The organism is Anoxybacillus sp. P3H1B (genome assembly GCF_001560855.1).
Taxonomy (GTDB): Bacteria; Bacillota; Bacilli; order Bacillales; family Anoxybacillaceae; genus Anoxybacteroides; species Anoxybacteroides rupiense.
Window position 1 is genome coordinate 306,875 of sequence record NZ_LPUG01000011.1, and the last position, 22,068, is coordinate 328,942.

A 22,068-nucleotide genomic window follows, 5' to 3' on the forward strand; every position below is an offset into this window, starting at 1 on the left:
AATCTGAACAAGGGAGAGGGATTATATGCTTCGTTCAATGTATTCTGGAATTAGCGGAATGAAAAACTTCCAAGTGAAATTAGATGTGATCGGAAACAATATTGCGAATGTGAATACGTATGGGTTTAAGAAGGGCCGTACCATTTTTAAAGATTTAGTTAGTCAACAAATCGCGGGTGCAAGTGCTCCAACAGCGAACAACGGCGGGGTGAATCCAAAACAAGTCGGATTAGGGGCGCAGCTTGCGGCAATTGATACTGTTCAGACGCAAGGAAGTTTGCAAACTACTGCTCGTGTGCTTGATTTGGCCATTTCAGGAGATGGATTCTTTGTTTTAGGTGATAACTCTGGAAATAACAGACTATACACAAGAGCAGGAAATTTTTATCTTGATTCTCAAGGCTATATTGTTAGCGCTGATGGACGTTACTTGCTCGGCAATGGTAACACTCGCATTCAAATCCCAACAACAGCGCAAAGTCTTAGTATTGGTTCAGATGGCACAGTAAACTACGTCGATAACACAGGAACTTTGCAGGTTGCTGGTCGAATTGAATTAGCGAAATTTGCAAATAACGATGGATTAGAGAAGGTTGGAGACAATCTTTTCCGCTCAACAACGAACTCTGGTGCGGAGACGTTAACTTCTCCGGGAGTAGGCGGAGCAGGCAAAATTGTTCCTGGTGCGCTTGAAATGTCCAATGTCGATCTATCGGAAGAGTTTACGGAAATGATTGTCGCGCAGCGCGGATTTCAAGCGAATACACGCATTATTACAACATCGGATGAGATTTTGCAAGAGCTTGTCAATCTAAAGAAATAATTAAGGGGGGAGGGCACTAGGCTCTGTCTAGTGCCCCAATACATATGATCACATTAACGCGGCTGAATGGAAAATCGTTTACCTTAAATGCGATATACATAGAACAAATCGAAGCTTTTCCGGATACAACGATTACGCTGACGAATGGTAAAAAATTTGTTGTCCGTGAGTCGGAAAAAGAGGTAGTAGAGCTGGTAAAAGAATTTTATCAGCAAATTTCGATTTTAGGGGTTTCTAAAAATGTGGAGGGGCAGGACCATGAGTAAGCTATGGAAAGTGACATTGATGATATTGGTGACGATTACGTTAGTCGCCGCTGTGGCTTTAGTCATCATCTTTAAATTTACAGGCGATAAACAACAAACGGCGCCGACAGCAGATGAAATTTTAGAAAGCTCTGTCGACGTACCGGAAATTACAACCAATCTAGCAGATGGAAGCTTTATTAAAATCTCCTTTAAAATTCAAATGAACAATGAAGACGCAAAAGCAGAGGCGGAGAAGCGGGATTTCCAAATGAAAGATATCATTATTGAACAGCTATCGCAAATGAAACCGGCGGATTTTAACGGAGAGCAAGGAAAAACCCATTTGAAGGCTCGATTAAAAGAGAAAATCAATCAAATTATGCAAGATGGAAAAGTGGAGCAAGTTTATATTACTTCCTTCATCCTCCAATAACTTGGGCTAGGAGGTGAAAACAGTGTCTGGCGAAGTACTATCACAAAGTGAAATCGATGCCCTTTTGGCGGCGCTATCAACGGGAGAAATGGATGCGGAGGAGCTAAAAAAAGAAGAAGAGGACAAACGGGTAAAAGTATACGACTTTAAACGCGCCCTTCGCTTCTCCAAAGATCAAATACGTAGCCTTACGCGCATTCATGAAAATTTTGCAAGATTATTAACCACCTTTTTTTCCGCTCAGCTGCGGACATATGTACAAATTTCGGTGGCATCAGCCGATCAAATTCCATATGAAGAATTTATTCGTTCCATTCCTAAAATGACGATTTTAAACGTTTTTGAGGTGCCGCCGCTAGACGGGCATATCGTCATGGAAGTCAATCCAAATGTTGCTTACGCCATGCTTGATCGTGTCATGGGGGGACGCGGGACAAGTATTAATAAAGTGGACAATTTGACAGAGATTGAAATGCGGATTATGTCTAATTTGTTCGAAAAAGCGTTCAGTCATTTGCGGGATGCATGGGAATCCATTATCGAGATCGATCCGATTTTAGCGGAGTTTGAGGTGAATCCTCAATTTTTGCAAATGGTTTCGCCGAATGAAACAGTGGTGGTGATTTCACTTAATACGCAAATTGCTGAAACGAGCGGAATGATCAATATTTGTATTCCACATGTTGTGCTTGAGCCCATTATTCCTCGCCTGTCTGTGCATTATTGGATGCAGACGCAAAAAAAAGACAGAGTGCCTGAAGAGGTAACATCGCTTGAGCAAGGAATTAAAATCGCCAAAATCCCGGTCATTGCTGAGCTAGGGAAGGCGATGATTACAATCCAGGAATTTTTGCAGCTTGATGTTGGGGATGTGATTCAATTAGATCAAATGATCCAGCAGCCTTTAATCATTAAAATAGGGGATGTTCCGAAATTTATCGGTCAGCCAGGAAAAGTCAACAAGCGATTGGCAGTGCAAGTGTTAGATACATTGAAAGGGGGAGAAGACAACAATGATGAGTGATGATATGTTATCCCAAGATGAAATTGATGCCTTGTTGCGCGGAGCGGATGGAGCCAATGACTCTCCAACGATTGATGAGGTACTCTCAACAATGGAACAAGACGCTTTGGGGGAAATTGGGAATATCTCGTTTGGCAGCTCTGCAACGGCTCTTTCCGTTTTATTAAATCAAAAGGTGGAAATTACGACACCCAACGTGTCCATCATTCATCGCGAGGATGTCGAAAATGAATTTCCGCATCCGTACGTGGCGATTCAAGTCAATTATACAGAGGGTTTTTTAGGAACGAATTTGCTTGTCATTAAGCAATCAGATGCGGCGATTATTGCGGATCTTATGCTAGGCGGAAACGGGCAAAACCCGATGGATTTATTAGGAGAAATCCAATTAAGTGCTGTGCAGGAAGCGATGAATCAAATGATGGGGTCAGCGGCCACCTCTATGTCCACGATTTTTGGGAAAAAAGTAGATATTTCTCCACCAAGCCTTCATTTGCTAGATATTAAAGAGGGAGAGGGGCTTGAGTATTTACCGCCAGAAAGCGTTCTAGTGAAGGTATCGTTCCGTTTGAAAATAGGAACGTTAATTGATTCAAATATTATGCAGCTATTACCGATTGATTTTGCTAAGGAGTTAGTGCAAAATTTATTGCAAATGTCTAGCTCCAGTGAGTCGGTATCCGATAAAATCGAGACGAAAACAGCTCCGGCCAGCAGCGTTGTGTCACCATCAGCTGCGGGATCTTCTCAACTGCCAGGATCTGCATATGATCAGCCGGCTGCATCGGCTCAACCAGAGATCGCTCAGCCTTATCCGCATGCGGCACAGCCGGCAGCGTATGCGCCCAACCATTTTGGCACATATGCATCGGCTGGACAGCGTCAGGTTCAGCCTGCTGATTTCGCAAGCTTTGAGCCAGCGCCGTTGGCAGAAGCCGAAGCGCGGAATTTAAACATGCTTCTTGATATCCCGCTGCAAGTCACCGTCGAGCTAGGCCGGACGAAGCGGTCGGTACAAGATATTTTAAATCTTTCCTCCGGATCCATTATTGAGCTGGATAAGCTGGCAGGCGAGCCGGTAGATATACTAGTCAATAACAAACTCATCGCCAAGGGTGAGGTCGTTGTTATTGATGAGAATTTTGGCGTACGCGTGACAGATATCATTAGTCAAAGTGACCGCTTAAAAAATTTAAGATAATGTAGGAGGTAGTTGGAAATGGCCAAAATATTAATTGTAGATGATGCAGCATTTATGAGAATGATGATTAAAGATATTTTAACGAAAAATGGACACGAGGTGGTAGCGGAAGCGGCAGACGGACTTCAAGCGGTAGAAAAGTACAAAGAAACGCGCCCAGATCTTGTGACAATGGATATCACGATGCCAGAAATGGACGGAATTACAGCATTGAAGGAAATTAAAAAAATTGACGGCAATGCGAAAGTGATTATGTGCTCGGCTATGGGACAACAAGCGATGGTCATTGATGCCATTCAAGCTGGTGCTAAAGACTTTATCGTCAAGCCGTTCCAAGCGGATCGCGTCATTGAAGCCATTAATAAAACGCTGGGCTAAGCGCAAGAGGTGGAACGAATTTGTTTCGAGTTCGAGTCATGTTATTGTTTGTATGGTTTACTGCTATGATTGCTTCGCAAACAGGAGCGCCTGTATTTGCGGAGCAATCTCCGACTGTGAAGCAATGCTTGGAGCATCCGGAAAAATGTCAAGAGGACAAGCAGCCTGCCGAATCGAGCGGCGCAGGCAAACCATCATCGCAAGCAGCGGCAGCATCCCCTATTACGGTATGGGATGTGTTTAAGCTCATTTTTGCTACACTATTTGTTCTTTTGCTTATTTATGGGCTATTGCGATTTATGAATCAGCGCGGGCGTTTACTATCCAGCCGTGGCGGTTTAATTGAGAATCTTGGCGGAACAAGCGTTGGCACCAATCGTTCAGTGCAAGTGATAAAAATTGGCAAACGCATTTTAGTGGTCGGGGTTGGAGAATCTGTTCAGCTATTGCAGGAGATTGAGGATGAAAAAGAAATCAAGGAGCTATTATCTCTACACAATCAATCATTGCAGCAATTGCTGGAGCCAAACGCGAAGATTTTTCAGCTGTGGAATCGTCTGATAAGAAAAAAAGAATCTTCTCCTTCCGGGGAATCATCGTTTCGTGAGTTATTTGCTAAACAAATGCAAGAAGTGGCTCGTGAACGCCAAAAGCTGTTAAAGCAGATTGAACAGAAGGGAACAACGTCCGATGAATGAATTTATGCAGTTTTTTAATCAAGTTGCTCCTGAAAACGTCTCAATGTCTGTCAAACTTTTGTTATTGCTGACGGTGCTGTCGATTGCCCCGGGCATTTTAATCATGATGACATGCTTTACCCGCATTATCATTGTTTTATCGTTTGTCCGCACTTCGCTGGGGACGCAACAGATGCCGCCCAATCAGGTGTTGCTTGGATTGGCGCTCTTTTTGACCTTTTTTATTATGGCGCCGACGTTTAAGCAAGTAAACGATCAAGCGCTTCAGCCGCTGTTTGCGCAAAAAATCAATTTAGAGCAAGCATATGAACGGGCTTCTGTGCCGATTAAAGAGTTTATGAGCGAGCATACGCGGCAAAAGGATTTGGCATTATTTTTATCATATAGCGGTGCATCCAAACCGAAAAATGTTCAAGATATTCCATTAACAACTCTTGTGCCTGCGTTTGCGATCAGTGAAATAAAAACGGCCTTCCAGATGGGATTTATGATTTTTATTCCATTTTTAGTGATTGATATGGTCGTGGCAAGCGTGCTGATGTCGATGGGGATGATGATGCTTCCACCGGTGATGATTTCACTGCCGTTTAAAATTTTATTGTTTGTTCTTGTTGATGGCTGGTATTTAGTGGTGAAGTCATTATTGGAAAGCTTCTAAAAATAAAGTAGGTGAGCGAATATGAATGCAAATGTCGTCATTCAACTTGCTGAACGAGGAGTATACATGATTTTAGTGGTTTGCGGCCCGCTTTTGCTGCTTGCGCTTGCCGTTGGACTTTTCATCAGCATTTTCCAAGCAACAACGCAAATTCAAGAGCAGACTCTTGCATTTGTCCCCAAAATTGTCGCGGTGCTGCTCGGTCTTGTTTTTTTCGGACCATGGATGCTGTCACGTTTAGTTTCCTATGCGTATGACATCTTTAATAATTTAACAAGATTTATAGGCTGATAAATATGGATCAGGTATTGTCTTATTTTCCATTATTTTTACTGATATTTGCCCGTGTGGCTGCTTTTTTTACGACATTGCCGCTATTTTCGTACCGAACGATTCCTAATGTGCATAAAATCGGCTTATCCTTCTTTATCAGCTGGCTAATGTTCTTAGGAATGAAAAAAGAGCCGATTGCGCTAGATGAAATGTATGTACTGCTTGTTTTAAAGGAAGTAGCCGTTGGCCTTTTTATCGGTTTGGCCGCTTATATGATGATGTCGGCGATTCAAATTGTAGGTGGCTTGATCGATTTTCAAATGGGATTTGCCATTGCCAACGTTATTGACCCGCAAACAGGAGCGCAAAGCCCATTAACCGGGCAATATTTGTACACCTTTGCGCTGTTGTTGCTGCTAGCATTAAATGGCCATCATGTTTTGCTAGATGGTGTGTTTTATAGCTACCAGTGGATTCCGATTCAATACACATTTGCATTCGATCAAGGAAACGTCGCGGAGTACATTTTGAAAATATTCAGTGAAATGTTTATTATTGCTTTTCAAATGTCGGCTCCTATCGTTGGCTGCTTGTTTTTAGTGGATATTGCGTTAGGAATTGTGGCAAGAGCTGTACCTCAGCTTAATATTTTTGTCGTTGGATTGCCTGTGAAGATCATTGTGAGCTTTCTTCTGTTAATGGTCACGATGACCGCTTTGTTTGTCGCTGCCCAGCATTTGTTTGACGCCATGTTTGTTGCCATGCGTGACTTAATGAAGCTAGTAGGGGGCAGGTAAATGAGCAGCTTGCGCTTAGATTTGCAGTTTTTTGCTGAGGAAAAAACAGAGAAAGCGACGCCTCGCAAGCGTCAAGAAGTTCGGCAAAAAGGCCAAGTAGCCAAAAGTGCAGATGTGAATACGGCCATTGTGCTGTTGCTTGTGTTCGTTATTCTGCTATTCTCAGGGGAACTGTACAAAGAAGCGTTTTTGCGTCTTTTTCGTAATTCGCTTCAGCACTATATGTTGGAAGATGTGACGGTAAGCTCCATTCAAGCGCTGTTTTTTTCGATATTAAAAAATTTGGCCGGGATTATGGCGCCGATTTTTTTAGTAGCGTTGGCTGGAGCATTTTTAGGGAATTTTTTGCAGGTGGGCTTTTTATTTACCGCAGAGCCGCTGCAAATGAAGCTGAGCAAGCTAGACCCCATTCAAGGCTTTAAGCGAATGCTGTCATTGCGCTCAATTGTAGAGCTGTTAAAATCCATTTTAAAAATCGCCATTGTCGGTTTTGTGACCTTTTTTGTTTTATGGTTGAAGCTTGACCAAATTTTGCTGCTGACTACTAAATCGCTGGAAACGACATTAAGCTCGTTAGCTAGTTTGGCTGTGCGCATGGGGCTTTACGCATCGGCTGCTCTTTTGTTTCTTGCCTTTTTGGATTATTTGTACCAGCGGTTTGATTTTGAAAAAAACATCCGGATGTCAAAGCAAGAAGTGAAAGATGAGTTTAAGAAGACCGAAGGGGACCCCCTTATTAAATCTAAAATAAAGCAAAAACAACGGGAAATGGCGATGAAGCGAATGATGCAAGAAGTGCCAAAAGCGGACGTAGTCATTACCAATCCTACCCATTATGCTGTTGCCTTAAAATATGAGGATGGGAAAATGGATGCTCCCGTTGTCGTTGCCAAGGGCGTCGATCATCTTGCGCTGAAAATCAAACAACTAGCGAAAGAGCATGATGTCGTAACCATAGAGAATCGGCCGTTAGCTCGAGCGCTGTATAGTCAGACGGAGATTGGCGATGTGATTCCTGAACCGTTTTTTAAGGCTGTTGCCGAAATATTAGCATATGTATATCGTTTAAAACGGAAGATTTAAGAGATTGTTATTTAAGTATCCAAGGAGCGAAAGATTATGCCAGCAAGAGACTTGTCTGTATTATTAATGGTTGTCCTGATTGTAGCTATGCTCATTATTCCGCTGCCAACGTGGCTTCTGAGCCTGTTAATTATGATTAATATTTCTCTTGCTTTGCTCGTCCTCCTTACTTCAATGAATATGCGCGAGCCGCTGCAGTTTTCTATTTTTCCGTCGTTGCTCTTGCTGCTTACGCTATTTCGTTTAGGATTAAACGTATCGACGACCCGTTCGATTCTAAGTAAAGGCGAGGCCGGCGGTGTTGTTGAAACATTCGGAACGTTTGTCGTTGGCGGAAACGTTGTTGTTGGCTTTGTTGTATTTTTAATTTTAATTATTATTCAGTTCATCGTGATTACGAAGGGGGCAGAGCGTGTTTCAGAGGTAGCAGCCCGCTTTACTCTGGATGCCATGCCCGGAAAGCAAATGAGCATTGATGCCGATCTTAATGCCGGAATGATTTCTGAACAGGAAGCGCGTCAACGTCGCGAAAAGGTAGCACAAGAAGCCGATTTTTATGGAGCAATGGATGGAGCGAGTAAGTTTGTCAAGGGCGATGCGATCGCTGGTATTATCATTGTTATTATTAATATGTTATTTGGTATGGTTGTTGGTGTTGTACAGCAAGGGTTAGATGTATCAGAAGCAGCACATCGCTATACATTACTAACAGTTGGAGACGGTATTGTCAGTCAGATTCCCGCCCTTCTTATTTCTACTGCGACCGGCATTGTTGTAACAAGAGCAGCATCAGATAGCAATCTTGGCGCGGATGTTATGAAGCAGCTATTTGCCTTTCCAAAAATGCTGTATGTGACTGCTGGAACGATTTTTTTACTCGGCTTGTTTACTCCGATTAACGATGTGTTAACCATTCCTATTGCTGGCCTGCTCGCTCTTGGCGGCTATCGCTTCTCCACAAAAGTGGAAAAGGAGCAAGAAGCGGCGATGGGAGAGCAAGCGGAAGAAGTGGAAATCGATCAAATGAAGAGTCCGGAAAGCGTGGTCAATTTATTAAGTGTTGATCCCATTGAATTCGAATTTGGCTATGCGCTCATTCCGTTAGCCGATGCGAGCCAGGGCGGGGATTTGCTTGACCGCATTGTCATGATTCGGCGACAACTGGCATTAGAGCTAGGCCTTGTCATCCCTGTTGTGCGGATTCGTGATAATATCCAGCTGCAGCCGAATGAATATCGTCTAAAAATAAAAGGCGATGAAGTCGCTAAAGGCGAACTGTTGCTCGATCATTATTTGGCTATGAGCCCTGGGGTCGAGGATGATTCTGTGCAAGGGATTGATACAATTGAACCTGCATTTGGTTTGCCAGCAAAATGGATTTCCGAGGAAATGAAAGAACAAGCGGAGATGTTTGGCTATACGGTTGTTGATCCGCCGTCTGTTGTTTCCACTCATATAACAGAGGTGTTGAAAGCACATGCGCATGAGCTGCTTGGAAGACAGGAAACGAAACAGCTTATCGATCATCTAAAGGAATCGTATCCTATTTTAGTCGAGGAAGTAACACCGACTCCTCTTTCCGTTGGAGATGTACAAAAAGTATTAGCAAAGCTGCTGCGGGAAAAGGTGTCGATTCGCAATTTGCCTGTGATTTTTGAAACATTGGCTGATTTTGGGAGAATGACAAGCGATGCCGATTTATTAACGGAATATGTGCGTCAAGCGCTGGCACGACAAATTACGAGCCAGTATGTCGTACAAGGAGAACCTTTAAAAGTCATTACGGTGTCAGGAAAAGTAGAAAAGGCCATTGCTGAAGGAGTGCATCAAACGGAGCACGGAAATTACTTATCGCTTGATCCATCTTTGTCACAAGCCATTATAGAAGCGATAGGGGTTCAATTCGAACAGCATGCTTTTACGAGTCAGACGCCAATCTTACTTTGTTCCCCTGCTGTCCGAATGTATGTACGTCAATTGACTGAGCGATATTTTCCCCATATTCCAGTGTTGTCCTATAATGAATTAGAGGCAAATGTAGAAGTCCAAAGTGTTGGGGTGGTGGATATTGAATGAAGGTCAAAAAATTTATTGCTCCATCAATGCCGGAAGCGATGAAAATGATTCGGGCAGAGTTAGGGAAGGATGCCGTCATTTTAAATTCGAAGGTAGTTCATAAGGGAGGATTTTTCGGGCTGTTTACCAAAAAAAACATCGAGGTGATCGCAGCCGTTGATCCGAAACCAGTCCGATTGGCTGGAAATGAAAAAAAGCACAAGCACGTTCAACTGAACTCTGGAGCGTTTAAATCGATGGAAACAAAAACTCAGGATGGCGCGTTGCTGCATGAGCTAAATGAAATGAAGGAAATGCTGAGGCAGTTATCAACAAATGTCACCACTCATTTCGCGGTGTATCCGCAGCCGTTAAATGAAGTAAATGAAAGGCTAGCTCAGCAGGAGTTATCCAGTGCGCTTCGGCAAGAGATCATGGCTGAAGCCGTTGAAAAATGGTATTTGCATCGTGAAACAGCTACAAAAAAGCAAGCGATGATATGGGTGAAGGAAATTCTACAGAACAAACTTGAGCATCTATCATTCGGGGGTCTCTCTTTTCAGCGGAAATATGTAAATGTAGTGGGGCCGACTGGTGTCGGGAAAACAACGACATTAGCGAAGATCGCTGCCAATGGCGTGTTGAAGCACCATAAGAAAGTAGCCTTTATTACGACTGATACCTATCGTATTGCGGCGATCGATCAATTAAAAACATATGCCAAAATTTTAAACGTGCCGCTTGAGGTTTGTTATAACATGGAAGATTTTCGGAAGGCGAAAAATAAATTTGCTTCATATGATCTCGTATTGATCGATACAGCGGGGCGTAATTTTAGAAATCGCCAATACGTCCAGGATTTGCAAGAGGTGATGGATTTTGATGAAGAAATGGAAACATATCTTGTCCTCTCGCTAACAGGAAAATGGACGGACATGAAAGAAATTTGCGAGCAATTTTCGCTTATTAAAATCCATCGTTTTATTTTTACAAAACTGGACGAAACAAGTCACTACGGGGCGATGTATAATTTAATGACAGATTATCAAATTGGGGCTGCCTACTTGACAAATGGTCAAAACGTCCCAGACGACATTATTGAAGCATCGCCTGAAAAAATTGTCAATATGTTGCTTGGGGTCGAGTCATCATGAGAGATCAGGCAGAAAGCTTACGCCGATTGTTGAATCATATGAATCAAAAAAAAGCGATGAAAGCAATTGCTGTAGTGAGCGGAAAAGGCGGCGTTGGAAAATCAAACTTTTCATTAAATTTTGCTCTTACTCTATCGAAGCGTGGATTTCATGTGCTGTTGTTCGATATGGACATCGGTATGGGGAATATTGATATTTTACTTGGACAATCCACTTCCACAACGATTATTGATTTATTTGAACGCCATGTTTCGATTGAAGAGCTTATTAAAAAAGGACCAGGCAATCTATCATTTATTGCTGGAGGAACGGGTTTAACCAAAATTTTTACAATGGATCAAGAGAAAACGGCTTATTTTATAGAACAGCTCCAGCTGGTTTCCGAGCAGTACGATTATTTCATTTTTGACATGGGGGCGGGGATTTCGGAGGATCGCTTACAGCTGCTGATGGCGGTTCATGAGATTTTTGTCATTACAACACCTGAGCCGACTTCCATTACTGACGCTTATGCAGCCATGAAATATATTCATTTACAAGAAAAAGAAATTCCGTTTTACTTAGTTGTTAATCGTGCCCAGACAGACCAGGAAGGCCGAGAAACACTGCAACGCCTAAAAAATGCGATGAAGCGTTTTCTCAGGAGAGAGGTGACGGGCTTGGGAGTGTTGCCGGAAGACCGTATCGTTTCTAAAGCGGTAGCAAGACAAACCCCTTTTTTGTTATTGGATCCTTCCACCAAAATAAGCCGTGCAATGGTGGAGCTTACAGATCGTTATTTATCTGACCAGACGGCTGACGAATCGAGCGTTTCTCGCCCAGCAAGCTTTTTTGCCAAGCTTAGACAACTTTTTTTAGAAAGGTAGAGAGTTTATGGAGAAAATCAAGGTACTAGTTGTCGATGACTCCGCCTTTATGAGAAAGGTCATTGCGGACTTTTTGTCGGAACATTCACAAATAGAGGTCGTTGGTGTGGCGAGAAATGGTCAAGATGCGCTTCAAAAAATTCAATCATTAAAACCAGATGTTGTGACTTTAGATGTTGAAATGCCAATCATGAATGGACTTGAGGCGTTACAGCAAATCATGAAACATCACCCACTTCCTGTTGTCATGCTGTCAAGTACGACAAAAGAAGGAGCTGAAAGCACGATTGCTGCTATGCACTACGGTGCTGTTGATTTTGTTACAAAGCCGTCTGGCCATATCTCTCTCGATCTTTATAAAGTAAAAGAGCAAATAATTGAAAAAGTGATCCTCGCCAGCCGTGCTAATTTGCACGGAATGAAAAATCAAGAGATTATTCCAATAATCGCTAGTTTCCAACAAAGTTCGTATAGTAAAATGGATATAAAGACATCATCGCAAAATCATAGGAAAAAAATCATTTGTATCGGTACATCGACAGGGGGACCGCGAGCCTTACAGCAGGTGCTGACACAACTTCCAGCTCATATTGAGGCACCGATTGTCATTGTTCAGCATATGCCAAAAGGATTTACAAAATCGCTTGCTCAGCGGCTTAACTCGCTTTGCGCCATCTCTGTCAAAGAAGCGGAGCATCAGGAAGTGCTCAAGCAAGGAGTGGCCTATATTGCTCCAGGTGGCGCGCATTTTTCAGTCGTGTCATCAGGCAAAGGACTTGTCGCTCATATTGATGATTCTCCACCGAGAAATGGGCACCGTCCTTCGGTTGATGTGTTATTTGAATCCGTTAGCATGTTAAGTGAGTATGAAAAAATTGCTGTGATCATGACAGGAATGGGGTCTGACGGAACGGCAGGATTAAAGCAATTGAAAGCCGTTGGACATACAAAAGCGATTGCTGAATCAGAGGATACAGCAGTGGTGTTTGGGATGCCTAAATCTGCTATTTCCACCCGTTTAGTCGACGATGTTGTTCCGTTAGAAGAAATTGCCGAAACCATTATGAAATATGTAGGCAGGCAAGGGGTGTAGAGCCATGGATATGAGTCAATATTTAGAGATTTTTATCGATGAAAGCAAAGAGCATTTGCAAACGATTAATGAACAACTATTAGAGCTGGAAAAAAATCCGGAAGATCTTTCAATTGTCAATGAAATTTTCCGTTCTGCCCATACTCTTAAGGGAATGTCGGCAACAATGGGGTTTGAAGATTTAGCGAATTTAACCCACCAAATGGAAAATGTGCTTGATGGAATTCGCAACCATAAGATTGTCGTGACAGCGGATTTGCTTGATGTTGTTTTTTCAGCTGTTGATGATTTAGAGGCAATGGTGAATTCCATTGCGGAAGGAGGGGATGGAAAGCGGGATGTCCATGAAGTTGTACAGCAGCTCAAACAAATTGAAAAAGGGGAAGTGCCATCCTTTGCTTCTGAAACAAAACAGGAAGCTGTGAATACCGCTCCAGCTCTCGTTCAAACCTATGGAGAATTTGAATACAACATTCTTCAGCAATCGAAAGAACAAGGATTTTATGCATATGAAATTCGCGTCAAGTTGCGCGCGGATTGTTTGCTAAAGGCGGCGCGCGTGTTCATGGTATTTGAAGTGCTCAATCAAGCGGGAGAAGTTATCAAATCGAATCCTCCTGTCGAGCAGCTAGAGGAAGAGCAGTTTGACCAAGAATTTATCGTTACGGTTGTTACGAAGGAACCGACAGAGCAAATCTATGAGCGGATTATGAAAGTGTCTGAGATAGAAGAAGTAGTTGTTCATGCGATTGATGTCGATCAATTCAAGTCGGCTCAGGAGGCGGTTCCTAAAGAGACAGAAGTGGTAGCCGCACAGGAATCAGAAGAGGTGGCTGTGACTGTTGAAAAAACGGAGCAAAAAGAAAAGGAAACAGCGCATAAGCAGGCGGCGGCCAATAAAACGATCCGAGTCAACATTGAGCGCTTGGATATTCTCATGAATTTATTCGAAGAGCTAGTCATTGACAGAGGGAGATTGGAGCAAATTTCTCGTGAACTGAACCACCCAGAGCTCCACGAAACAGTAGAAAGAATGTCGCGCATTTCAAGCGATTTACAAAATATTATTTTGAATATGCGCATGGTTCCGGTCGAAACGGTCTTCAATCGTTTCCCGCGCATGGTTCGGCAATTGGCGCGCGATTTAGGTAAAAAAATCAACTTGGAGATTATCGGAGCGGAAACAGAATTAGACCGCACCGTTATTGATGAAATTGGCGATCCGCTTGTCCATTTGCTGCGCAATGCGATTGATCATGGCATCGAAATGCCAGAGGTGCGCCGTGCCAAAGGCAAGCCGGAGGAAGGCACCGTGAAGCTGAAAGCGTATCATAGCGGAAATCATGTGTTTATTGAAATTGAGGATGATGGAGCTGGCATCAATCGCGAAAAAGTATTGCAAAAGGCGATCAATAAGGGAGTTATTTCTAAGCAAAATGTCGCCAATTTAACAGATAAACAAATATGTGAGCTTATCTTTGCATCTGGCTTTTCCACGGCGGATAAAATTTCCGATATTTCAGGACGCGGCGTCGGTCTTGATGTTGTTAAAAACACAATCGAATCGCTTGGCGGATCTGTAACCATTGATTCCGAAGAAGGCAGCGGCTCGATTTTCTCCATTCAACTGCCTTTAACATTATCGATTATTTCTGTCATGCTGGTAGAAATTCAGCATGAAAAATATGCGATTCCGCTTTCTTCGATTATTGAAACAGCGATTATTAAAAAAGAAGATGTTTTGCATGCGCATCATCAAAAGGTGATTGATTTCCGCGGAAAAGTTGTCCCGCTCTTATTCTTAAAAGATGTGTTTGAAGTGCCTGCTGTGAAAGAAGAAGAGGATTTTCTTTCCGTCGTTATTGTGCGCAAAGGAGAAAAAATGGCAGGTCTTGTGGTGGATTCATTTATCGGTCAGCAAGAGGTCGTTTTAAAGTCGCTTGGCAATTATTTAACATCCGTGTTTGCCATTTCAGGCGCTACCATCTTGGGAGATGGACAGGTTGCATTAATTATTGATTGCAATGCATTGATCAAATAGACCTGTTATAGAGATGCCGCATGGTCCTAAGGAGGAATGGAGAAAATGGTGGAAGTTCGGGAAACGGAATTAAAAGTGATTGTTTTTCAATTGAAGGATGAAGAATACGCAATTCCTGTACAGCAGGTTCGTTCGATTGAAAAAGTTCAGCATATTACTCGCGTTCCAAGAACTCCTAAGTTTGTAAAAGGAGTGATTAATTTACGTGGGGTTGTGACTCCGATTATTGATTTGCGAGAGCGGTTTGGTATTGAATCACAATCGTTTAATGAGCAGACCCGAGTGATTATCGTTGCGCTTGGCGAAATTGAGGTCGGTCTGATCGTGGATGCTGCAAACGATGTGTTGGATATACCAGTCAAGAGCATCGAGCCCCCTCCAGAAGTAATTGAAGCCATAGAAGCTGATTATATTAACGGAGTGGCGAAGGTTGGCAAGAGATTATTAATTTTATTAAACTTAGAAAAAGTACTGGATGCCGAAAAATCAGTTTTAGCGTAAATAGATAGAGGGGACGTTTAACCATGTCAAATGTCAATCGCTTGAATGCGGATCATATGGATATTTTGCGAGAAATAGGCAATATTGGCGCTGGAAATGCAGCTACGGCACTCTCCAAGCTGTTAAATAAAAAAATTGAAATGAAGGTGCCGAATGTTCAGGTTGTCTCATTTGATGAAATGATGGACTTAGTCGGGGGAGCGGAACAGGTTGTAGCTGCTGTTTTTCTAAGAATTGAAGGCGAAGCGCCGGGAAATATGTTTTTTGTTTTATCGTTGCCGCAAGCGGAACAATTTATAAAGCAAATGACGGGTGATCACCAATTTTCGTTTGCCTCGCCACAGTCCGATCTTGGCCTATCTGCTTTGCAAGAATTAGGAAATATATTAGCAGGGTCGTATCTTTCTGCTTTAGCTGATTTCACCCATTTAAAGCTGTATCCGTCAGTGCCGGCACTGACCATTGATATGATCGGAGCGATTTTGCAATACGGGCTGCTGGAGCTGTCACGGGTTGGCGATTATGCAATCGTGATTGATACAGCCGTTCATGAAGAACACCAGCCGCAAGATAGCGTGAATGGCCATTTCTTTCTTCTTCCTGATCCTGATTCATTTACCCCTATTTTTCGTTCGCTAGGTGTCGAACTGTCATGAATGAAATTGTGAACGTCATAAAAGTAGGGATTGCTGATATGAATGTCGTTCAGGTGCCTTATCTTATTCGTACATCTGGATTAGGGTCTTGCGTTGGTGTTGTCGTTTTTGATTTGATGAAAGGAGTTGCTGGATTGGCGCATGTGATGCTGCCTAGTTCATCGCTGGCAAGGTCGGAAAGCCTAAATGTAGCCAAATACGCAGATACGGCAATAGAAGCGCTTATATCGCTTGTTGTAAAAGCGGGCGGCAGAAAAAGCGCCCTTAAAGCGAAAATGGCTGGCGGAGCACAAATGTTTCAGTTTCATTCAGCCAATACGGACATGATGAGGATTGGACCAAGAAATGTTGAAGCGGTCAAGCAGCAGCTGCAACGCTTCCATATTCCGATCGTGGCCGAAGATGTGGGAGGAAACAGCGGAAGAACGATTGAATTTAATCCGCAAACAGGTCTTTTATTTATTCGCACAGTTAACCAAGGAGTAAAAGAAATATAGATGGTTCGTGCATTGACGGGTCGGGTATTATTCGGAACAGCTGGATTTATGTTGGTGTTTTTCTTATCGTTTCCTGCCCATACAATAGCTACGACGCTTTTACGCAGCGCGGTCTCTTTTATCGCCTTCTTTGTGAGCGGCTATGTGTTTCAATGGATGTTTGCCTATATTAGTAGAGAATCGGTCCAAGCAAAGAAAAAGCCTTCACATTCGCTGGATGCCAACGAGCTGCAACCATTAACGGAAGGACTTACAAAAGAAGAAGCACAGCAGGTTGCCGCTTACATTCGGCATATGCTCCATGACGAAAAAGACGGTTAATGAACATATGCCATCAAGCAGTTTCAGGATGAACGGGGAGGAGTATCATGACAAACGCCTCAGCGCGCAAGGAGCAAAATTATTGGGACAATTGGATTGATAAGCGTGATCCACAAGCGGGAGATGAGCTTGTACAAAGATACATGCCGCTTGTGTATTATCAAGTACAACGAATTGCTGTATCATTGCCCAAAACTGTAAACAAACAAGATTTAATCAGCTTTGGATTAATGGGGCTTTACGACGCGCTTGAAAGATTTGATCCTTCTCGCGACTTAAAATTTGATACGTATGCTTCGTTTCGAATTCGCGGCGCCATTTTAGACGGATTGCGGAAGGAAGACTGGCTCCCTCGCAGCACAAGAGAAAAGGCGAAAAAAATTGAAGCCGCCATTGCGAAAATGGAGCAGCGGCATATGCGGACAGTGACTGCCAAAGAAGTCGCAGATGAACTAGGCATGACTGAAGAAGAAGTATGTTCAGTCATGAATGAGGGGTTTTTTGCTAATATTTTATCTCTTGATGATTGGTCGAAGGAAAACGAAGAAGAAGAAAACAGCCCGCTAACGCTGCGTGATGAAAAAACGTCGTCGCCCGAAGAGGCGGTTCTAAGACAAGAAATGTATGAGCAGCTTGCTGCTGTTATTAAGCAGCTAAACGAAAAAGAACAGCTTGTGATCAGCTTGTTTTATAAAGAGGAGTTAACCTTGACCGAAATTGGACAAATTATGGGATTATCGACATCGCGGATTTCACAAATACATTCAAAAGCGATTTTTAAACTGCGAAAAATATTAACACAAGTGTTATAATGAACTCATCAGCCAGTTGAGCGCCGTTGGTGAAAGCTGTTTTCATCATCTAAAACATGCAGATGGGTTTTCGGGCAATTTAGCGTGCTTGAACCAATATAGATAAGGTCAAACCGACAAGCTGTCTGTTTGTCGGCGGTGACAAAAATAAGGAATGAAAGCAGTTTGCCATAAGGATGTGTGGAGGGAATACAGGACGATTTGGTTAGATCATAGCAGAGACGAGCCTTTCGATAGCGGTTTCCTCTTTATATGATCGCTCTTTCTTTCGTCTGAGTTTCCCCAGACTGACAAACGTCTTCAAAAACAGACAAGGTTCATTGCTAATGATGCCAGAAAATCGGTCTGTGCAAAGGAAGTGAAAGCATGAGTTTGAAATTAGTAGAATTGCAAGTAGCACTTCCGAGAATGAACGAAATCGGAAAGATCCAAGAACAGCTTCAGCAGCAATCTGGGCTTGCTCAAGCGCAATTAGCAGCAGCTATGCAGAAGCGGCAAGAACGCGCGAAACGGCAGGTGACAAGCAAACAGACCACCCAAAGCGCCTGTTGGGAAAAGGAAAAGCATGGGATACAGCATAAACAAGTTCATCCATATAAAGGAAAAAATATCGATTTAATGGGGTAGAAGAATTCAATGATCGCATTTTTATTGACTGTAAGCTTTGCCTTGCATGCTCTCTCTCTTTTTATCATCATTTTATTGTATTTGCAGCTGTCAAAGGTAAAAGAGGTTGAAAAAAAGCAATCACAGCTTATTCAAGAGATGGAAGAGACGATTTCAGCTTATTTGTTGGAATGGAAAGAGGAAAATGAACGCTTTTTGCAAGCGTTGTCGCAAAGGATGAGAAGCCGCGACAGTGTGCAAACGAAGCCATCGCCTGTTCCTAAACAGCATTCTGCTCCAGTAAAGGATGATGAGTGGCTGCCGCCGATGGAGCAGGTTGACACTATCAAAGACAGAATAGAAATCAGCGAAACGAACCAGCAGCAAAAGGAAGTTCCATCCCCTCCTTCCTCTATTGCAGAACAGGCAGAACAGCTGCAAAAAGAAGGAAAAACGATTGAAGAAATCGCGAAATTGTTAAATAAAGGAAAAACAGAAATTGAACTGCTGCTCAAATTTCGGCAAATGTAGCGAAATACAGCTTGATTGTCGTTTTTAATTGTGATATATTTTTACATGGTGTGAATACACACGCTTATGGATTTAAGCAATGGTGCTGATGTCTCAGTCTTGCTTAAGGATGAAATAGGCGGAGGAAAGAAACCATTTACAGGAGGAAAAGATCAATGTCAGTGATTTCAATGAAACAATTGCTTGAAGCAGGTGTTCATTTTGGACATCAAACGCGCCGTTGGAACCCTAAAATGAAAAAATATATCTTCACTGAGCGCAACGGCATTTATATTATCGATTTGCAAAAAACAGTAAAAAAAGTTGAGGAAGCTTACAACTTTGTTAGAGAATTAGCAGCAAATGGCGGAAAAGTTCTTTTTGTAGGTACAAAGAAGCAAGCACAGGACTCTGTTAAAGAAGAAGCAGAACGTTCTGGTATGTTCTATGTAAATCAGCGCTGGTTAGGCGGTACATTAACGAACTTTGAAACCATTCAAAAACGGATTAAACGCTTGAAAGAGATTGAAAAAATGGCAGAAGACGGAACATTTGATGTATTGCCTAAAAAAGAAGTGATTGGCTTGAAAAAAGAGCTAGAGCGTTTAGAGAAATTTTTAGGCGGTATTAAAGAAATGAAGCAGCTTCCAGATGCGTTATTTGTTATCGATCCTCGCAAAGAGCGCATCGCGGTTGCAGAAGCGCGCAAATTAAATATCCCGATCGTTGGTATTGTTGATACAAACTGCGATCCAGATGAAATTGACTATGTCATTCCGGCAAACGACGATGCGATCCGTGCCGTAAAACTTCTCACAGCAAAAATTGCAGATGCTATTTTAGAAGCAAAACAAGGCGAAGAAGCTGTTGTAGCCGCTGAATAAACAGGCTTCAAAAAAGTTTGGAAAGGTGATAAGAGGGGAAGTGCCTTTTATCACCTTTTTTTGAGACAGAAATTCTCCCTTGTTTGGCTATACTAAAAAGGGCGGGAGCAAACAAAATTTGCGCTGCGAATTTTGTTTACATATATGCGTATACACTAGAAGGAGGACATGATTCTTATGGCAATTACAGCTCAAATGGTAAAAGAGTTACGTGAAAAAACGGGCGCAGGCATGATGGATTGTAAAAAAGCGCTCACAGAAACAAACGGAGATATGGAGAAAGCAATTGACTGGCTTCGCGAAAAAGGAATTGCGAAAGCAGCTAAAAAAGCGGACCGAATTGCTGCGGAAGGAACAACACTTATTGAAGTGCAAGGCAATACAGCTGTTATTTTGGAAGTAAACTCTGAAACTGACTTCGTAGCGAAAAACGAAGGGTTCAAAGTGCTTGTAAAAGAGCTTGCTGCTCATCTATTAACGCACAAGCCAGCAACAGTAGAAGCAGCGCTTCAGCAAACAATGGATAACGGTACAACTGTAGAAGAGCATATTAATGCCGCTATTGCCAAAATCGGTGAAAAACTAACGCTTCGCCGCTTTGAAATTGTTGAAAAAGGAGACAATGCAGCGTTTGGAGCTTACCTTCACATGGGTGGACGCATCGGCGTATTGACGGTGCTAGAAGGAACAACAGATGAGGCGATTGCAAAAGATGTAGCTATGCATATTGCAGCGCTTAATCCAAAATATGTATCTCGCGATCAAGTGTCTCAGGAAGAAATTAACCGTGAGCGCGAAGTATTAAAGCAACAAGCTCTTAACGAAGGAAAACCAGAAAATATTGTAGAAAAAATGGTAGAGGGCCGTTTAAATAAATTTTATGAAGACATTTGCTTGCTAGAGCAATCGTTTGTAAAAAATCCAGATATGAAAGTTCGTCAATTTGTTGAAACAAATGGTGCGACAGTAAAAAGCTTCGTTCGTTATGAAGTGGGCGAAGGAATCGAAAAACGCCAGGATAACTTCGCTGAAGAAGTAATGAACCAAGTTAGAAAGTAATGAGCGAAGCGGAATAGGGAACACAACGGGTGTTCCCTATTTTTAAAGATTAGCTTACACGGAGGAGTAACATGAGCAATCCAAAGTATAAACGTGTTGTGCTGAAGTTAAGCGGCGAAGCTTTAGCGGGGGATCAAGGATTTGGAATCAATCCCGCGATTATTAAATCCATTGCCAAGCAAGTGAAAGAAATCGCAGAGCTAGGTGTGGAAGTGGCTGTTGTAGTTGGGGGAGGAAATATTTGGCGCGGAAAAATTGGCAGCGAAATGGGGATGGACCGGGCTACTGCTGATTATATGGGCATGCTTGCAACCGTCATGAATTCGCTGGCGCTTCAGGATAGCCTTGAGCATCTCGGGGTGGAAACGCGCGTACAGACATCCATCGAAATGCGTCAAGTCGCAGAACCATACATAAGAAGAAGAGCGATTCGCCACCTTGAGAAAAAACGTGTCGTCATTTTTGCTGCTGGCACCGGCAATCCTTATTTTTCCACTGATACAACGGCTGCGCTTCGTGCCGCAGAAATTGAAGCAGACGTTATTTTAATGGCGAAAAATAATGTAGACGGCGTTTACAACGCTGATCCCAAAATCGATCAAAATGCAGTGAAATATGACCAGCTTTCATATCTTGATGTCATTAAACAAGGACTAGGCGTCATGGATTCAACAGCTTCCTCTTTATGTATGGATAACGATATTCCGTTAATTGTATTTTCGATTATGGAGGAAGGCAATATAAAACGCGTTGTTCTTGGCGAAAATATAGGAACAATTGTAAGGGGGAAATAAACATGGCAAAGCAAGTATTAACAACAACAAAAGAAAAAATGGATAAAGCCGTCCAGGCTTTTAGCCGCGAATTAGCCGGAATTCGCGCAGGAAGAGCGAATCCAGGGCTGCTTGAAAAAATTACAGTCGATTACTACGGGGTATCGACGCCGATCAATCAATTGGCGGGCATCACGGTCCCAGAAGCGCGTTTGCTTGTTATTCAACCATACGACAAATCGATCTTAAAAGATATTGAAAAATCTATTTTGGCTTCTGATTTAGGATTAACTCCATCCAATGACGGCTCGGTCATCCGCATTACGATTCCGCCGTTAACAGAAGAGCGCCGCCGCGAGCTTGTCAAGGTTGTCAAGAAATATTCAGAAGATGCGAAAGTAGCCGTTCGTAATATTCGCCGCGATGCAAACGATGACTTGAAAAAGCTAGAGAAAAACGGCGACATTACGGAAGACGAATTGCGTGGCTATACAGACGATATTCAAAAAATAACCGACGAGCATATCGCTAAAATCGAAGCTCTGACAAAGGAAAAAGAAAAAGAAGTAATGGAAGTATAATCTTCTTGCTGGCTGATGCAAAAAACCCTCTATGTGCAAAGAG

At 42.7% G+C, this 22,068-nt stretch carries 27 protein-coding genes; all 27 read left to right on the forward strand.

Features of this window, described 5'->3' with window-relative positions:
* Positions 1-25 precede the first annotated feature (25 nt).
* The 27 genes from flgG (at position 26) to frr (ending at position 22,025) form a co-directional block, all read left to right on the forward strand.
* Complete coding sequence (flgG, locus tag AT864_RS05665; protein ID WP_066147260.1) at positions 26-823, forward strand: flagellar basal body rod protein FlgG; 798 nt, start codon at positions 26-28, stop codon at positions 821-823.
* 44 nt (positions 824-867) lie between these two features.
* A complete protein-coding gene (locus tag AT864_RS05670; RefSeq protein ID WP_044746136.1) occupies positions 868-1,089 on the forward strand; it encodes a flagellar FlbD family protein in 222 nt (73 codons plus the stop codon).
* The gene (gene fliL, locus AT864_RS05675) at positions 1,082-1,504 is read left to right on the forward strand and encodes a flagellar basal body-associated protein FliL (RefSeq protein WP_044746135.1); all 423 of its coding nucleotides are present in this window, start codon (positions 1,082-1,084) and stop codon (positions 1,502-1,504) included. The genes AT864_RS05670 and fliL overlap by 8 nt, the downstream gene beginning before the upstream one ends.
* Before the next feature lie 22 nt (positions 1,505-1,526).
* Positions 1,527-2,528, forward strand: a complete 1,002-nt coding sequence (fliM, locus tag AT864_RS05680) for a flagellar motor switch protein FliM (protein WP_044746134.1) — start codon at positions 1,527-1,529, stop codon at positions 2,526-2,528.
* A complete protein-coding gene (fliY, locus tag AT864_RS05685; RefSeq protein WP_044746133.1) occupies positions 2,518-3,729 on the forward strand; it encodes a flagellar motor switch phosphatase FliY in 1,212 nt (403 codons plus the stop codon). Before fliM ends, fliY begins: the two co-directional genes overlap by 11 nt.
* An 18-nt stretch (positions 3,730-3,747) precedes the next feature.
* Entirely contained in the window at positions 3,748-4,107 is a 360-nt protein-coding gene (locus AT864_RS05690; protein ID WP_044746132.1) for a response regulator, read from the forward strand.
* A gap of 20 nt (positions 4,108-4,127) precedes the next feature.
* Positions 4,128-4,805, forward strand: a complete 678-nt coding sequence (fliZ, locus tag AT864_RS05695; RefSeq protein ID WP_044746131.1) for a flagella biosynthesis regulatory protein FliZ — start codon at positions 4,128-4,130, stop codon at positions 4,803-4,805.
* Complete coding sequence (gene fliP / locus AT864_RS05700; RefSeq protein ID WP_044746130.1) at positions 4,798-5,463, forward strand: flagellar type III secretion system pore protein FliP; 666 nt, start codon at positions 4,798-4,800, stop codon at positions 5,461-5,463. The genes fliZ and fliP overlap by 8 nt, the downstream gene beginning before the upstream one ends.
* A 21-nt stretch (positions 5,464-5,484) precedes the next feature.
* Positions 5,485-5,754 carry a flagellar biosynthesis protein FliQ gene (fliQ, locus tag AT864_RS05705; protein ID WP_044746129.1) on the forward strand — a complete coding sequence of 90 codons (270 nt, stop codon included), beginning with the start codon at positions 5,485-5,487 and terminating at the stop codon, positions 5,752-5,754.
* Positions 5,755-5,759: 5 nt separating this feature from the next.
* Positions 5,760-6,533 (forward strand): flagellar biosynthetic protein FliR, encoded by a 774-nt coding sequence (fliR, locus tag AT864_RS05710; protein ID WP_044746128.1) that lies wholly within the window; start codon positions 5,760-5,762, stop codon positions 6,531-6,533.
* Positions 6,534-7,616 carry a flagellar biosynthesis protein FlhB gene (gene flhB, locus AT864_RS05715; RefSeq protein ID WP_066147262.1) on the forward strand — a complete coding sequence of 361 codons (1,083 nt, stop codon included), beginning with the start codon at positions 6,534-6,536 and terminating at the stop codon, positions 7,614-7,616.
* A gap of 36 nt (positions 7,617-7,652) precedes the next feature.
* Positions 7,653-9,692 carry a flagellar biosynthesis protein FlhA gene (gene flhA, locus AT864_RS05720; RefSeq protein ID WP_066147263.1) on the forward strand — a complete coding sequence of 680 codons (2,040 nt, stop codon included), beginning with the start codon at positions 7,653-7,655 and terminating at the stop codon, positions 9,690-9,692.
* On the forward strand, positions 9,689-10,825 hold the full coding sequence (gene flhF, locus AT864_RS05725; RefSeq protein ID WP_044746125.1) for a flagellar biosynthesis protein FlhF: 1,137 nt from the start codon (positions 9,689-9,691) through the stop codon (positions 10,823-10,825). Before flhA ends, flhF begins: the two co-directional genes overlap by 4 nt.
* On the forward strand, positions 10,822-11,691 hold the full coding sequence (locus AT864_RS05730; RefSeq protein ID WP_044746124.1) for a MinD/ParA family protein: 870 nt from the start codon (positions 10,822-10,824) through the stop codon (positions 11,689-11,691). Before flhF ends, AT864_RS05730 begins: the two co-directional genes overlap by 4 nt.
* Before the next feature lie 7 nt (positions 11,692-11,698).
* Positions 11,699-12,784, forward strand: a complete 1,086-nt coding sequence (locus AT864_RS05735; RefSeq protein WP_044746123.1) for a chemotaxis response regulator protein-glutamate methylesterase — start codon at positions 11,699-11,701, stop codon at positions 12,782-12,784.
* 4 nt (positions 12,785-12,788) lie between these two features.
* Entirely contained in the window at positions 12,789-14,825 is a 2,037-nt protein-coding gene (locus AT864_RS05740; protein ID WP_066147265.1) for a chemotaxis protein CheA, read from the forward strand.
* A gap of 45 nt (positions 14,826-14,870) precedes the next feature.
* On the forward strand, positions 14,871-15,326 hold the full coding sequence (locus tag AT864_RS05745) for a chemotaxis protein CheW (protein ID WP_044746121.1): 456 nt from the start codon (positions 14,871-14,873) through the stop codon (positions 15,324-15,326).
* A 23-nt stretch (positions 15,327-15,349) separates the two neighbouring features.
* Positions 15,350-15,982: a chemotaxis protein CheC gene (locus AT864_RS05750; protein WP_044746120.1), complete on the forward strand. Its 633-nt coding sequence runs from the start codon at positions 15,350-15,352 to the stop codon at positions 15,980-15,982.
* Positions 15,979-16,479, forward strand: a complete 501-nt coding sequence (locus AT864_RS05755; protein ID WP_044746119.1) for a chemotaxis protein CheD — start codon at positions 15,979-15,981, stop codon at positions 16,477-16,479. The genes AT864_RS05750 and AT864_RS05755 overlap by 4 nt, the downstream gene beginning before the upstream one ends.
* Complete coding sequence (locus AT864_RS05760; protein ID WP_044746118.1) at positions 16,480-16,800, forward strand: hypothetical protein; 321 nt, start codon at positions 16,480-16,482, stop codon at positions 16,798-16,800.
* A gap of 47 nt (positions 16,801-16,847) precedes the next feature.
* Positions 16,848-17,612: a FliA/WhiG family RNA polymerase sigma factor gene (locus AT864_RS05765; RefSeq protein WP_044746117.1), complete on the forward strand. Its 765-nt coding sequence runs from the start codon at positions 16,848-16,850 to the stop codon at positions 17,610-17,612.
* Between the two features lie 366 nt (positions 17,613-17,978).
* Positions 17,979-18,239, forward strand: coding sequence for a hypothetical protein (locus tag AT864_RS05770; RefSeq protein WP_066147267.1), 261 nt, complete (start codon positions 17,979-17,981; stop codon positions 18,237-18,239).
* A 9-nt stretch (positions 18,240-18,248) separates the two neighbouring features.
* Positions 18,249-18,749, forward strand: coding sequence for a hypothetical protein (locus AT864_RS05775; RefSeq protein WP_066147269.1), 501 nt, complete (start codon positions 18,249-18,251; stop codon positions 18,747-18,749).
* A 155-nt stretch (positions 18,750-18,904) separates the two neighbouring features.
* Positions 18,905-19,612 carry a 30S ribosomal protein S2 gene (gene rpsB / locus AT864_RS05780; RefSeq protein WP_044746114.1) on the forward strand — a complete coding sequence of 236 codons (708 nt, stop codon included), beginning with the start codon at positions 18,905-18,907 and terminating at the stop codon, positions 19,610-19,612.
* Positions 19,613-19,789: 177 nt separating this feature from the next.
* On the forward strand, positions 19,790-20,671 hold the full coding sequence (gene tsf / locus AT864_RS05785) for a translation elongation factor Ts (protein WP_066147271.1): 882 nt from the start codon (positions 19,790-19,792) through the stop codon (positions 20,669-20,671).
* 71 nt (positions 20,672-20,742) lie between these two features.
* Positions 20,743-21,465: a UMP kinase gene (gene pyrH, locus AT864_RS05790; protein ID WP_044746112.1), complete on the forward strand. Its 723-nt coding sequence runs from the start codon at positions 20,743-20,745 to the stop codon at positions 21,463-21,465.
* Between the two features lie 2 nt (positions 21,466-21,467).
* Positions 21,468-22,025 (forward strand): ribosome recycling factor, encoded by a 558-nt coding sequence (gene frr, locus AT864_RS05795; RefSeq protein WP_044746111.1) that lies wholly within the window; start codon positions 21,468-21,470, stop codon positions 22,023-22,025.
* The last annotated feature ends 43 nt before the right edge of the window (positions 22,026-22,068 follow it).